Here is a 14,834-nt window from a genome sequence, read left to right as displayed (position 1 = left end):
AATCTATTATACAAATCCCGAGATTTGTATACTCCTTTCTAACATACCTGATCGATAACAGCACCTCCCAATAATTGAGTGCCGTTATAAAAGACTACAGACTGTCCCGGCGTGATAGCCCGTTGCGGTTCTTCAAAGACGACCTCCATCGTATCATCATCGAGGATTCGTGCCTTACAAGGTGATGGATTAGCGGCGTAACGAATCTTTCCTTCCGCCTTTAATTCCTTATGAATCGTATCATCCAGGAAATTATAAAATTTACAGATCATACGATTAGTAAAGAGTCGCTCATTAGGGCCTACGATAACTTCATTTCGTTCACCATTAAAACCGATAACGTATAGAGGATGTTTATAAGCGATGCCGAGCCCCTTACGCTGCCCGATGGTGTAGTTAAATAAACCTGTATGCTTACCTAATACCTCTCCATCTTCAGTAACGATATTGCCGATTTTCGGTTTTTCTTTCATCTCCTCTACCACGAGTTTTTGATAATTTCCGTGAGGCAAAAAACAAATATCAACACTATCCGGTTTCTTTGCAACCGGTAAATCGAATTCTTCGGCCATCTTACGGGTTTCTGTCTTACATTGCCCCCCTAAAGGAAACATGAGATGACTCAGAATGCGCTGGTTCATATTATACAATACATAACTCTGGTCCTTTGTAGGATCTATGCCCTTATGTAATTCATATAAACCGGTCGATTCATTATAATTAATCTGTGCATAATGGCCTGTCACCATGTGTGTCGCACCCAGTTCAATAGCACGATTGAGCATTAAATCAAACTTGATATTTTTATTGCAAAACACACAGGGATTCGGCGTGCGTCCGTAAGAGTATTCTTTTACAAAATAATCAACCACATTGTCGTAGAATACATCTCTCGCATCGATTACATGATGCTCGATACCTAGAAAATCACACATTTTCTTGGCGTCCGTAACAGCTAGAGGCACCGAATCATAAGGGGTGCCGCTCACCCACAGCCAAAGGGTGATACCAAATACTTTATAGCCTTGTTTCAGTAGCATGGCAGCCGTCAAGGAGCTGTCCACGCCACCGCTCATAGCTACAGCAATAACTTTTTCCATACTTTCTCCTTTTAATGATCTGTTGATCATAAAACAATCAGGGTGAAAGCCTGACGTGTAAAAACACTAGTTCGGTGTAAAAGTCCGAGTAGTATCACTATAAAATCATAGTAACTTATATTATAGCCCAGAAACAGGTATATTGAAAAGATTTGAAATAAAAGAATCCCTTCCCGTATAGAGAAAGAGATTCTTTGGATTATCTATATTTTAACAATTCTTCTGCGGCGCCTAAAATACCGAGCATGGAGTGTTCAAATACTAGTCCGCCTTGCATAAAAATTGTATATGGAGGACGAACGGGACCGTCTGCACTCAACTCTATGGAAGATCCTTGTACAAATGTACCGCCGGCCATGATGATTTTGTCTTCATAGCCCGGCATATCGCCCGGAATGGGATGCACATGAGCATCTACAGGAGAATACGCCTGCATACCGCGACAAAACTGTTCCATTTCCTTCCCGTTATTCAAGTTGATAGCCTGAATCAAATCATAACGATTCGAATTCACCTTAGGAAATACGTCGTAACCGAGCAGTTCCCCCACAGCAGCGGTATATACGGCACCCTTTAGAGCTTGCAGGACCACATGAGGAGCCATAAATAATCCCTGGAAGAACAATCGATATCCCGGTGTATAAGAGCCCATATGGTCGCCAAGACCCGGTGCCGTCAATTGATATGCCGCATCCTCTACTAAATCCGCACGGCCTACGATATAACCGCCCGTCGGAGCCAAACCGCCGCCGGCATTTTTAATGAGTGACCCCGCCATGATATCGGCGCCAACCTCTAACGGTTCTTTTAATTCTGTGAATTCTCCATAACAATTATCGACAAAGCAAATTGTCTTCGGATTTTTTTCTTTTACAGCATCTACAATAATCTTAATATCCGCCACGGATAAAGGTTCACGCGTACTGTAACCGCGAGATCGTTGAATGACGACAACACGCGTATTGTCGTTAACCGCATTTGCGATAGCTTTAACATCATAAGTATTGTCCTTCAAAGGAACTTCAGTATAGGTAAAGCCTTTTTCAATCAGGGAACCTCTCACTTCTCGGGTAGAGCCTATAACCGACTGCATCGTATCATAAGGAGCCCCTACAGCATAAATGAATTCCGTACCATTCGATCCATTTCCCATTAGCGCCATCAACGTTGTGGCCAATGCATGGGTACCGGATACAAAGTGAGGCCGTACAATAGCTTTTTCACCTTTAAATACATAGGCAAACACCTCATCTAGTTTTTCTCGGCCCACATCGTTATAGCCGTAACCTGTAGTCCCGTTAAAATGATAATCAGATACTTGACATTCTTTAAAGGCTTCCAATATTTTTTTTGTATTCGCCAATGCGATAGGTTCAAATTTTTTAAACTCCGGTTCAGCCATTTCAAGGGCTTTGGTGCGTATTTCTTCTAATGTCATACTAATCCTTCTCTATGAATCAATTCCATAGCTGTATTAAAAATATAATCCTTTGACGTCGTATCATCTATATAAATCCATTGGATATAAGGCATCCGCTTATACCATGTAATTTGTCGTTTTGCAAAATGACGCGTATTTTTTTTAATTAACTCCCGACAAGTATCAATCGTAATGGACCCCTTTAAATATTCGACGACCTCTTTATAGCCGATACCTTTGAAAGCTTGACATGCGGGATTTACACCGCTTTCCACCAACCGCTGCACTTCATCCACAAGACCAGCGTCAAACATCATATCGACGCGTAAGTTAATGCGTTCATATAATTCATCACGATTGCGCATGAGTCCTATAACGGGGCCCTTATAAGACAGTCCGTCTTTAGTCTGGTTGAGTAAAGACTCCACATCACCATGATGTAATATTTCTATGGATCGATATAAACGATGCTTATCCGTATACAAAATATCAATGTGATTAGCCTTACCCAATTGTCGAGCGTACTTACGTAAACCTTCAATACCATCCCGCTCATAAAGTTTATCTAATGAAGCTCGTAACGATTCATCTGGCTTTACATCATTAAAATTATAATTCTCTAATAATGACTGCACATATAAGCCTGTTCCACCTGACAGAATCGGTAAAATCTTACGAAAGGATAACTCATCAATAATATATCGCGCCTGACTCTGAAAGATTGATACCGAATAAGAGTCATCGGGTTCGAGAATATCGATTAAATGATGTCTTATGCGTAGTAACTCCTGGGCTGACGGTTTTGCCGTACCGATATTCAACTGCTTATATACTTGATAGGCATCTCCGGAAATGACTTCTCCGTGCAATTCATGCGCCAACTCTAGCGTGAGATCTGTTTTTCCTACCGCTGTAGGCCCCACGATGGTAATTAATGGATTCACACTGTCTCCTTTATATATACGCCATAACCGATACGACTATATTTTCCCCCAATCCATTGATCCGGTGGATGTAGTTGAAAGATAGAACTGAAAGGCCGCTCCTTAATAATAAAACCGTATTTAGCGATACGCATAGCTTCATCTATGATGGACTCCGTAATCGCGCTTTCCACTGTATGCCCCCGCAACGGCTTAAATTGTGGACTATCCTCAATAGGCACTTCAAACATGGGATCAAAATAAAGAATATCTGCAGCATCATCCTTTAACGCAGGTAAATACTCCTCAAAAGATGCATGATGCATCAAAATTCGACGTAGCGCCGCCGTTACCTCCACCTGCCTATGCTCATAGTGGCTCAGTCCATAGGATGTTGATAACCATATGGGTAATGATGCTTCTAAACACATAATATGAGCATCCGGAAATCCGTAACTTAAGACAACGCTGTCACTGCCGAGCCCCGCCGTACAGTCTAGTAAACTGAACGTTGAAAGCATAGATACGGGATGTACCGCTGTCAAAATAGATTGCACAGCATTAATCAGATGGTCTCCCTCACCTCTCTGTATGCGTAAAATACGTAACTGAGCCATGGACAGATGAAATGTATGGTGTTGAGAAGGCGAAAAATATATGGTCAGACCGTCTCCTGATAAAACAGCGATAAAATCAGAGTGATACGCTTCAAAAAGCTGTGCCATCGACGATTTATTTCGCTTTACATAAGTCATAGGAATAGAGGAAGCCAAATGCTTAGCTTCCTCCTGAATGAAACCATTTGATTTTTGTGATGTGGTAATGATATTCATATTAAGACCGTAAAAATAATTTTCCTAACTCATCGGGTGTAAACTTGATAATCGTAGGACGTCCGTGAGGACATACATAAGGTTTTTCCGTATTAAATAAATCCTCAATCAATGTCGCCATCTGATACATATTCAGATTATGTCCCGATTTGATTGCACCTCTACATGAAGCATAGGCTAGCATTTCATGTCGTAGTTGTGCCTTAGTAGGTTTTTGATGATCATGCAAATACGAGAATACATATTGTAAAATCTCAAATGCTTTCGATTCCACCAAATCAACGGGGGAGCCTACCAATTTAATCTGTGCGGGTCCTCCCAGTTCCACATCAAAACCTAAATCGAGTAATACGTCCCGCTCCTCTTCTACGAGCGTCATATCATCCTCTGTAGCCTCCTGTAACTGAGGGACAAGAATAGATTGCATAGGAATCGCTTCCGATGATTTACATAATTTATCATAACGGACACGCTCGTGTGCGGCATGTTGATCGATAATATAAAGATCATCACCCTTTTTAGCCAGAATATAGCAGGAAGCGACTTGTCCCATAGGTAAAAATCCGGAGTTCCGAATAATCCGCTCCGCTTGATTCGTTTCTATCATATCCTGTTTCAAGGATTTGAATTTCTCTACATCCTCCGCCGTATAACTGGTATAAGCGGCCGGAACGGAATTAAACGTATCATCCGTAAAGGTTTCCTGTTCATATGTAGACTTTGGGGGTGGCGGCGTAAAACCGTGACTCTTTAAAGAATCTACAAACTGTGAGGTTTCATCGCGCATTACCTCATAACCTTTATTGCGACGACCGCCAAAAACCTTATCATACTCTACGGCTGTAGCGATATGTTCGGCAGACTGCATATCATCTCTCACCATCATTCCCGATTGATACGAATCATAAATACTTTTACCATGAGTGTCGGCAGTACTTTCACCATTTGTATCAATGGTCCCCGGCATATAGGAAGAAGATTCTCGTTCATACCGTTCATGCAGAGGATTATTCAATGCATTAAGAATACCATGATAAACAGCCTTGAAGATTAATTTTTCATCAGAAAATTTTACTTCACTTTTACGAGGATGCACATTAATATCCACCATATCAGCCGGTACCGTAATATGAAGCACGACTAGGGGATGGCCGTTTTTCGGCAACAGCGCATGGTATGCATTATCGATAGCCTTCATAATGGTCTTGTCGGAAATGACACGGTTATTGACGATAATGGTCTGCCATAATCGTGTACTCTTTAATAACGTGGGCTTACTAACAACACCGTCAATATAAATTGAATCACTTTCATAGGCAACAGAAAATACATCATCCTTCGTTTTATAACCGTAAAGAGCCGCCACGGTATCAATTATATTACCGTTGCCGGGCGTTATAATGGCCACCCGATCATCGATGGTAAGTTTAAATGATATATGAGAATTGCTGAGAGCTAATTTACCGACAATATCCTGAATTTTAGATGATTCGGTGCGCTCTGTTTTGAGAAATTTACGTCGTGCCGGCGTATTATAAAACAAATCCTTGATTTCAATAGTCGTTCCCGGTGCCGCACCATAGGGAATGCAGTCCGTGAAAGTTCCGCCGTCCACTGTAATACGCGTGCCCAATTCATCCTCTGATTTACGCGTAATCAACGAAAAATGAGAAACCGACGCGATGCTGGCTAATGCCTCACCTCTAAACCCTAAAGAAGCGATATCGAAGAGATCCTCCACCTGCTGAATCTTAGACGTCGCATGACGCAAGATAGCTAATCGCGCATCCTCTTCGGTCATACCGATACCGTTATCGGTAATACGCATATAAGAAACACCGCCATCTCCGATTTCAATCTCTATATTCGTCGCCGATGCATCGATGGAATTCTCGATAAGTTCTTTTATGACTGAAGCAGGACGTTCAACGACTTCACCGGCGGCTATTTTATTAATTGTCTTTTCATCCAGTACATGAATGGTCGGCATTATTTACCGCCTCCTTTGCGAGCCTCTTCTTGTAGTTGATACAGTGTATTCAACGCTTCAATCGGAGTCATGCTCATCACATCTAAATCAAGCAAGCTGTCTACCACGGAATGAGTAAATAGATTCCCCGTCGCCGGTTCACTTACCTGTTTTACGACATTGGAGGCTTGCGGTATAATCACGCGTTGATTCAAATCATCGGCATCATTGCTCTGATCCTCTAGAGACGCGAGAATAACTTCAGCCCGTTTCAACACGGAATTCGGTAATCCAGCCAATCGGGCCACATGGATACCGTAACTGCGATCGGCACCACCTCTGATAATGCGACGCAAAAAGGCCACATCTTTTCCCTTTTCCTTAACCGCAACCGTATAATTTTTCAATTTACTGTAGGTTTCCTCTAAGGTGATGAGCTCATGATAATGCGTTGCAAACAGTGTCTTACCATGTATGTGCTTGCATATATGTTCAACGACGGCTTGAGCAATACTTAGTCCGTCAAAGGTACTCGTACCACGGCCTATTTCATCAAGGATTATAAGGCTATTAGAGGTGGCATTTTCTAAAATATAGGCAACCTCTTTCATTTCCACCATGAAAGTACTTTGCCCCGTAGAAATATCATCGCTGGCACCTACGCGTGTAAAGATTCTGTCTACAGGTGAAATACATGCCTCCCGAGCGGGGATAAACGAACCGATTTGCGCCATGATCATCAAGATAGCGACTTGCCTCATATAAGTGGATTTACCTGCCATATTAGGACCCGTAATCAACAGAAATTCCTCATCATCATGATTTAATACCACATCATTCGGTACAAAAACCTCACGCTTCAGAAATTTCTCGATTACCGGATGCCGTCCATCGCGAATATTGATTTGCCCATTCATTGCTAACGTGGGACAAATATAATTTTCTTCGTATCCCACCAATGCTAAAGAACAGAGCACATCTAAATCCGCCAAAGCTCGTGCGGTCTGTTGTATGTCTTTAATAACAGCCTTAATCTGTTCTCGCAAGTCCTGATATAACCGGTGTTCAAGAGCGATCATTTTTTCCTTTGCGCTGAGGATTTTAATTTCAAATTCCTTAAGTTCCGGTGTAATATACCGTTCCGCATTAGATAGTGTTTGCTTACGAATAAAATAATCCGGCACCTGTTCGGATTTATTATGAGATACTTCAAAATAATAACCAAATACCTTATTATAACCGGTCTTGATTTTGGAAAGGCCCGTTGCAGCCTTGATGTCCTCTTCCATCTTGGATAGCCATTTTTGACTGTCGGTAGTCAACGAGCGCAGTTCATCCAGTTCTTCATTATATCCGTCTTTTATAACGCGTCCTTCTTTTAATGTAAGAGCCGGCTGCTCCGCTATGGCATTATATAGTAAATCATATAATTCACGATGATTTTGAATGCGTTCATTAATAGATGTTAACGCTAAACTGGTGCAAATGTTTAAAGTATTTTTTAATTCTGGCAATACTGCTAACGATTCCCGTAAGGCAGTCAAATCCCGTGGCGATACGGAACCCGTTTCCACGCGGCCCACAATGCGTTCAAAATCATAAATACAGTCGAGCTTATTCCGCAAATCGGTCCGTTCCGCTCCGCGAGTGATCAGCTCTGAAATAGCGGATTGTCGATGTTGGATTTGATTTATATCCGTCAATGGACTTTCAAGCCATTGTTTTAACAGCCGTGCCCCCATCGGTGTAAGGGTTCTGTCCAATACATCAAGCAATGTTCCCTTCTGACCACCGTCACGAAGATTGTGCGTAATTTCCAAATGGTGCAATGAAGATGTATCTAAGATAAGTCGATTACCTACACTCAGCTGATGCACATAATTGATATGGGAAATCGGAGATTTGATGACATCCTGCAGGTATAACAACATAAACCCCAATGCTTCCCATACATCTTCTTCCATCAGGCCCAAATCGCCGAAATGGGCTACCGCCTGTTCCGCTACTTCCCGCTGTGTATGATAGGTGGAAAATGGAGAAAATACAACATTGCTGAATTGATTACCGATAAAGTCTCGAATTTCTCGAGGTAATTCGCTACCTTCAGGCAAAATGATTTCCGTCGGTCTATACATGCTTAACGCATCATACATATCACTCTTTTTATCGGATTCAGTAATGCGATGCCAAATGACTTCACCGGTTGATACATCGGAAAAAACGAGAACCCACGAATCTTTTACCATATAAAATAAAGCTAAAAAATTATTGGCCCGCGCATCATTGGCATTTTCCGTCATAACAGTCCCCGGCGTAATAACTTTTATGACATCCCGTTTTACAATGCCCTTAACCGCTTTAGGATCCTCCAGCTGCTCACAAATAGCTACCTTATAACCTTTTTTAACCAACGTCTCTATATAGCTTTCAGCAGCGTGAAAAGGAACGCCACACATCGGTGTGCGTTCCTCATCGCCCGTAGGACGTCCTGTTAACGTTATATTCAATTCTCGAGATGCTAACAAAGCATCATCATTAAACAATTCGTAAAAGTCACCTAACCGAAAGAACAGAAGTTCCTCTTTATATCTCGATTTGATATCAAGATACTGTTCCATCATTGGTGTCTGTTTTTTACTCATATTCACCTCATATATTATGAGTCATATCATATATTCCGCTTATATTCATATATACCCAATCGATTGTTAACTAAATAAATAATCGGATACAACAATTTATAGACTACAGGAGCCAATGACAACATGCTTCCCGTAAAGTTAATCAGTCCGGTCTGTTTAAGTTTAGGATTCATGTCCATAATTTCATGACCATCTTTTGTGCCCCATTGGAATGAAACATCCATCTTACTGAGCATATCATGCTGTTTTGTGCGTTTTGCCACGTAAGGAGAAATCATATCAAGATATAACGTGAATTCTTCAAAAGAATCCGTCAGTAATCCTAAGAACTGCTTCATTTCATCCAGTGTAAGATACATGACCACGCCTTCACTCACAAACAGCAATTTACGACCGTTTGTTTCAATTTGAGCAGTCCATGAATCTTCAGTTATGGAGCCCACCAGATTATGTACACGATCATGCGGTACAAAGAAATGTGTACGCGCCTCAATCACTCCGGCAAAATCAATATTATACCAATCAATATAACCGTTGTCGACTCGATAAAACATTGTGTCTAAACCGGCACCTAAAGATACGACAATACAATCTGGATATATAGATATAAATTTTCGTATCTCCTCATCGATTACTTTCGCCCGTCCTAAAATTCCGTAATAGGACATCTTTACATCTTTAAATTGACTGAAATCATAATCGATTTGTTTTATAATATCCCATGATTTTTTATCCTTTAATACGGATTGTTCTGACTCGTAATCTTTCGCTCGCGCATATAAAGTTAATAAGGCCGTTTCACCTACAGCGTTTAAATCCAATTTCATAGTTACACCTTCTTTATAGAAAATAAGAAATCTAAATGGTGTTCATACCTATGAAAGTCATCAATATACAACTTTTATATTATTCTATTATTATAACACACATATTTTCTAATCATCATCTGTCATACAATAAAAAAGAGAATACCTCCACCATATGTAGTACACGCTAAACTTAAATCAGATAGATCTAACTTTAGAAATTACATAATAATGGTGTGTTCTCTTTAACACTTTAATTCATGTATTATAAAATGCTTCCGTAGCAAACCCATGTTTGAGCTTTATCAATATGAGCTGGAACGGTATCACCGATTTTCAAAGATTCATCTTTTGGAAAGAGAACCATTTTATTACCTGATGTACGTCCGAACCACATGGATTCATCCTTTGCACTAGGACCTTCTACAATGATATCAAATACCTTGCCTTCCATTTCTTTATTTAACTCCAGAGAAATTTCATTCTGTATATCCATCAATTTTTGTAGACGTACGCGTTTCACTTCTTCCGGTATCTGTTCATCCATGGTCGCTGCAGGCGTACCGGAACGTTTTGAGTATATAAATGTATACGCCATATCATAACGGATATCCTGTAATAATTCTAGCGTTTGTTCAAAATCCTCATCGGTTTCACCCGGAAAGCCTACAATAATATCGGTAGTGACTACGATATCTCTAATTTTCTCTCTGCAGTATTGTAAAAGCTCTTTATAATGCTCAACCGTGTAATGACGATTCATTTTCTGCAAAATCCGATTGGAACCGGATTGAATCGGTAGATGTAGATGTGTTACCACATTACTCGAACGGCCAAGCGCATCAATCATAGATTTCGTCATATCCTGAGGGTGGCTCGTCATATAACGAACACGCTCAATGCCAGGAATACCGTCTAACGCATCTATGAGTGTTCCGAAATCAGTACCGTCTTTAAAGTCCAAACCGTAGGAATTCACATTTTGCCCGAGTAATGTTATCTCTTTGAATCCTTTTTGTCCTAACTCCGTCACTTCTTTTACGATTGCAGATACGGGACGACTGATTTCTCGACCTCTGACATGAGGCACAATACAATATGTACAAAATTTGTTGCACCCGTTCATTATAGGAACCCAAGCAAAAAATGTACCGTTAGGTTTAGCTTGTAACTCCGGCAACACCGTATTATCCATATCAACATTGATTTGATGCGCATGAGTGCGCTCCACTTCGGCAATCATTTCATTAATATGGCGAATATTATGTGTCCCCAGTACGATGTCAATATGCGGCGCCCGTTTAAACATATCCGCCTGATTTTTCTGAGCCATACATCCGGTAATAGCGATTATTAAATTATTATTTTTCGCTTTTAAATGCTTTAATTCACCGATACGACCGTACACCTTCGTTTCCGCAGTCTCCCGAACCGCACAGGTATTCAATATGATCAAATCCGCCTGTTCCACATCATCAGTAGGAATATAGCCTACTGACTCCAACTGATGTGCCAGCCGCTCCGAATCCGCCGTATTCATTTGACAACCGTAAGTATAAATATAGTATGACTTCATTCCAACTCCTACATATGTTTTATAATTTTCCGTTTTGTTTCTACAATATTTTTCACTTTGATGGACATTCGCTCGATAGACATACCGGTAATATATTCAATCTCATTACGTACGGACTTTTGCACCTGTTGCATCAAATTCTTGACGGGATACCCGTGTTCAATGACAACGGCCATATCCAAAATGAGTCCGTTTTGTCCTTTTTTGCTCTTCTTAAAAGAAATATCACTGGATTCGTCTACACCGGCAACTTTTTTTAAACCGTTACGAATCAACTTGATAATCACATCGTCATCGAATGTTAAGCGTCCATAATAACTGAAAGCAGGACGTACAACAGATCGTTCAAAGCCTTCAGACCCGATTTGTCCCAATGTATCCTGATCCTGTTTTTTCAATGTTCGACGGCGCCACATCGTCTTAATCGGATCGATAAGATACCCTTTAAAATGAGGTTTAAGCTCCATCGTCGGAACGGGAATAATATGCTTGCCTTCCTTTAAACGCGCATGTTGAGCGCGCTCTATTTCCTTCGGTGTCGCCACATCTTCAATGCGTATATAACGGTCCGGTTCCTGTAATCCCAAAGCCTTCGTTATTTTTTTCACCATATTATCCGATGTGCCGATAATCATTAATTTATTCGGATTGATTTTATCCAGTTGATCACGAACCGACTTCACCTGCACAGGATCCTGAAATATAGCGCGTCGTACCGCTTTCAGACGGCTTGATTCCTTTTTAGCTGAAAAACCTGCCACAATTTTATTATCATGAATTAAAATACCATCATCGATGATGCATTCTATTTTATTTTCATGGGCTAGAACAAGTGCACGATGACTTTTGCCTGTCCCGCTGCTGCCAACAAATGCAATGACTTCCATACTTTACCTCGGTATTTATAATAAATCTATAAATTTGGACACACTTTCACTATCGACTACAAAATCACCTAATCTTGCAGGAGGTTTACCTTGAATGCCATGATAATCCGATCCGCCTGTAATAAATAGATGGCATTCCATCGCTAAAGCCTTATATTTCGATTCATCCGTACTATCGTGCTTAGAATGGTATGCCTCAATACCGTCAAAATCAAACTCTAACATCTCTACGACATAATCATCGTTACGGATTAACTTAGGATGAGCCATAACAGCTAAGCCCCCTGCTGTGTGAATGATATCGATAATCTTTGGAACTTCAATCTTAACCTTAGGTATATAGCAGGGACTGTCCTTATGTAAAACGGTGGAAAAGACTTCGTTAATATCCTTTGCATACCCATTATCGATGAGTAGTTGACCTATATGAGGTCGCCCATATGCCCGAGCATGAGGAAATGTATTTTCAAGCATATCCATCGTAATACGATAACCTGCCTCGTTACAGCGTTGAATCATCTTTGCAACGCGCGAAACTCTTTCAGCCTTGACGTAATTAATGAATTGCATAAGTTTTTCATCAGTCTCATCAAAACGATATCCTAAAATATGAATATCTTTACCTTTATAATTACCGCTAAACTCACAGCCTGTAATAATCTTTATAGATTGTGCAAAATCCCATTTTTTCTGAGCATCACGCAGCATCATAATTCCATCTATTTCATCATGATCTGTTAAGGATATCATCGACAGATTAGAGGCTAAACTATGACGAAATAAAGATTCAGGAGATTCAACCCCATCCGAAAATGTGGAATGCATATGAAAATCAACTAACATACATGCCTCCCATTATAATTACCTTATTAATTAATTATGACTGATTCCTATAATTAATTCAAGAAGAGGAAAAAATTGCGATTCCGATGAATATTCATCGAAATCGCAATCTTAATTATAAATTTTGCAGTAATTCGGTCACCTTAGATGTAACCATATCTATAGCACAAGTGATGGTCTCCCCCGACTTGCGAATTTGAATTTCCACTTCATCACGTTCTACGGTGCTCTTACTTACCGTAATACGCAATGGATAACCGATGAGGTCCGCATCTTTAAACTTGACACCGGCCCGATCCTTTCGATCATCTAATAATACATCTACATCGGCCTGTTGCAAAGAATCATAAATTCTCTGACTTGCCTCCATCAAAACTGAGTCCTTCGCATTAATAGGCACGATAACGGTTTCAAACGGTGCAATAGCACGCGGCCAGATAATACCGTTTTCATCATGATATTGTTCTATAGCCGCCGCCAATGTGCGGGATACCCCGATACCATAACAGCCCATAACCATCGGATTTGGTCGACCGTTTTGATCCAGGAATGTAGCTTGCAATGCTTCGGAATACTTTGTACCTAACTTAAAAACTTGTCCTACTTCAATACCTTTAGCATGTTCCAAAGTACCGCCGCAACAAGGGCATACATCATCGTCTGTAATCAGACGAATTGGAGCGATGATGATATCATCCACATCAAAATCCCGTTTTGGATTGATATTGATATAATGTGCATCCTTTTTATTAGCGCCGCCACACACATTATATGTTTCCATAACGGACTCATCAACAACGATAGCGAAATCATCTGATTGATGTAATCCTACAGGACTTATAAAGCCGGCCGTCAAACCTACTTTTTCAAGTTCTTCTGGCGTAGCCATTTCCGGTTCCACCGTGCCGAGCACAGCATGTTGAACCGCAATTTCATTAACCTCATGATCGCCTCGAACGATAGCCAGAACAACCTTTCCGTCAATTGAAAATACAACGGCTTTAATTGTTTTCTCCAACGGCAGGTTAAGCATATCTGCAACAGCTTCAATAGTACTAGCATGAGGAGTATCCACAGTTTCGAGATTCTTATATGCTTCTTCATCCTGCTTCATAATACCAGGTTTACCGATTTCTATGTTGGCCGCATAGTCACAAGCTGTACAATACACGATGTCCGCTTCACCGGCATCGGCAATAGCCATAAATTCATGAGTCCCGCTACCGCCGATAGCACCAGAATCCGCCTCAACCGGACGAAACGTAAGACCGCAGCGGTTAAAAATGTTCATGTATGCGTCATACATGGATTTATAGGATTCATCGAGACCTTTTTCATCAATATCAAAGGAGTAAGCATCCTTCATAATAAATTCGCGACTGCGCATCAAGCCATATCTGGGACGACGTTCATCACGGAACTTACTTTGAATCTGATATAAATTTACAGGTAATTGACGATATGAGTTAATTTCGTTTTTTACTAAGGTCGTAATCATTTCTTCATGAGTCGGTCCCAAGCAATATTCATTTTCATGGCGATCATGGATGCGCATCATTTCCGCACCATATGCCTTCCATCGACCGGAATCTTTCCAAATCTCAGCCGGCTGTAAAATAGGCATCATAATTTCCTGTGCGTTAGCACGGTCCATTTCTTCTCTTACAATAGCTTCGATTTTTTTTATACTTCTCCACCCTAATGGCAAAAAGCTATATAAACCGCTGGCCGTTTTCCGAATAAAGCCCGCTCTCAACATTAACTGTTGACTCACCACGTCTGCATCAGCCGGAACTTCACGTAATGTAGGCGCATACAATTTACTGGCTAACATA

Annotated in this window: 11 protein-coding genes; all 11 read right to left on the bottom strand. The window is 40.7% G+C overall.

Annotated features, from left to right (window positions below):
- Positions 1 to 38: 38 nt before the first annotated feature.
- Positions 39 to 1,100, bottom strand: a complete 1,062-nt coding sequence (gene mnmA / locus VEHSUH05_RS06805) for a tRNA 2-thiouridine(34) synthase MnmA (RefSeq protein ID WP_105091133.1) — start codon at positions 1,098 to 1,100, stop codon at positions 39 to 41.
- Between the two features lie 199 nt (positions 1,101 to 1,299).
- Positions 1,300 to 2,538 (bottom strand): methionine gamma-lyase family protein, encoded by a 1,239-nt coding sequence (locus tag VEHSUH05_RS06800; protein WP_105091132.1) that lies wholly within the window; start codon positions 2,536 to 2,538, stop codon positions 1,300 to 1,302.
- On the bottom strand, positions 2,535 to 3,464 hold the full coding sequence (miaA, locus tag VEHSUH05_RS06795) for a tRNA (adenosine(37)-N6)-dimethylallyltransferase MiaA (RefSeq protein WP_105091131.1): 930 nt from the start codon (positions 3,462 to 3,464) through the stop codon (positions 2,535 to 2,537). The genes VEHSUH05_RS06800 and miaA overlap by 4 nt, the downstream gene beginning before the upstream one ends.
- Positions 3,461 to 4,216 carry a class I SAM-dependent methyltransferase gene (locus VEHSUH05_RS06790; protein ID WP_245875944.1) on the bottom strand — a complete coding sequence of 252 codons (756 nt, stop codon included), beginning with the start codon at positions 4,214 to 4,216 and terminating at the stop codon, positions 3,461 to 3,463. The genes miaA and VEHSUH05_RS06790 overlap by 4 nt, the downstream gene beginning before the upstream one ends.
- Positions 4,217 to 4,277: 61 nt before the next feature.
- On the bottom strand, positions 4,278 to 6,266 hold the full coding sequence (gene mutL / locus VEHSUH05_RS06785; RefSeq protein WP_105091129.1) for a DNA mismatch repair endonuclease MutL: 1,989 nt from the start codon (positions 6,264 to 6,266) through the stop codon (positions 4,278 to 4,280).
- Positions 6,266 to 8,887 carry a DNA mismatch repair protein MutS gene (gene mutS / locus VEHSUH05_RS06780; protein ID WP_105091128.1) on the bottom strand — a complete coding sequence of 874 codons (2,622 nt, stop codon included), beginning with the start codon at positions 8,885 to 8,887 and terminating at the stop codon, positions 6,266 to 6,268. The genes mutL and mutS overlap by 1 nt, the downstream gene beginning before the upstream one ends.
- Positions 8,888 to 8,913: 26 nt before the next feature.
- A complete protein-coding gene (locus VEHSUH05_RS06775) occupies positions 8,914 to 9,714 on the bottom strand; it encodes a class I SAM-dependent methyltransferase (RefSeq protein ID WP_038114929.1) in 801 nt (266 codons plus the stop codon).
- A gap of 244 nt (positions 9,715 to 9,958) precedes the next feature.
- On the bottom strand, positions 9,959 to 11,269 hold the full coding sequence (gene miaB, locus VEHSUH05_RS06770) for a tRNA (N6-isopentenyl adenosine(37)-C2)-methylthiotransferase MiaB (RefSeq protein WP_054673306.1): 1,311 nt from the start codon (positions 11,267 to 11,269) through the stop codon (positions 9,959 to 9,961).
- Positions 11,270 to 11,277: 8 nt separating this feature from the next.
- Complete coding sequence (locus VEHSUH05_RS06765) at positions 11,278 to 12,156, bottom strand: Asp23/Gls24 family envelope stress response protein (RefSeq protein WP_038114925.1); 879 nt, start codon at positions 12,154 to 12,156, stop codon at positions 11,278 to 11,280.
- 15 nt (positions 12,157 to 12,171) lie between these two features.
- Positions 12,172 to 12,999, bottom strand: coding sequence for a PHP domain-containing protein (locus VEHSUH05_RS06760; protein WP_105091127.1), 828 nt, complete (start codon positions 12,997 to 12,999; stop codon positions 12,172 to 12,174).
- Between the two features lie 115 nt (positions 13,000 to 13,114).
- On the bottom strand, positions 13,115 to 14,833 hold the full coding sequence (locus VEHSUH05_RS06755; RefSeq protein WP_105091126.1) for a proline--tRNA ligase: 1,719 nt from the start codon (positions 14,831 to 14,833) through the stop codon (positions 13,115 to 13,117).
- Position 14,834 lies beyond the last annotated feature (1 nt).

Origin of the sequence: Veillonella denticariosi JCM 15641 (assembly GCF_002959855.1) — a bacterium.
In the GTDB taxonomy this organism is placed as follows: domain Bacteria; phylum Bacillota; class Negativicutes; order Veillonellales; family Veillonellaceae; genus Veillonella; species Veillonella denticariosi.
The sequence above is the reverse complement of the archived record's forward strand: the minus strand, read 5'-3'. Positions and strand labels throughout refer to the sequence as shown.

Coding starts and splice junctions, on each gene's coding strand:
- VEHSUH05_RS06800 (WP_105091132.1), bottom strand. CDS start 2,538: ATGACATTAGAAGAAATACGCACCAAAGCCCTTGAAATGGCTGAACCG.
- VEHSUH05_RS06765 (WP_038114925.1), bottom strand. CDS start 12,156: ATGGAAGTCATTGCATTTGTTGGCAGCAGCGGGACAGGCAAAAGTCAT.
- miaB (WP_054673306.1), bottom strand. CDS start 11,269: ATGAAGTCATACTATATTTATACTTACGGTTGTCAAATGAATACGGCG.
- mutS (WP_105091128.1), bottom strand. CDS start 8,887: ATGAGTAAAAAACAGACACCAATGATGGAACAGTATCTTGATATCAAA.
- VEHSUH05_RS06755 (WP_105091126.1), bottom strand. CDS start 14,833: ATGTTAGCCAGTAAATTGTATGCGCCTACATTACGTGAAGTTCCGGCT.
- VEHSUH05_RS06760 (WP_105091127.1), bottom strand. CDS start 12,999: ATGTTAGTTGATTTTCATATGCATTCCACATTTTCGGATGGGGTTGAA.
- VEHSUH05_RS06775 (WP_038114929.1), bottom strand. CDS start 9,714: ATGAAATTGGATTTAAACGCTGTAGGTGAAACGGCCTTATTAACTTTA.
- mutL (WP_105091129.1), bottom strand. CDS start 6,266: ATGCCGACCATTCATGTACTGGATGAAAAGACAATTAATAAAATAGCC.
- mnmA (WP_105091133.1), bottom strand. CDS start 1,100: ATGGAAAAAGTTATTGCTGTAGCTATGAGCGGTGGCGTGGACAGCTCC.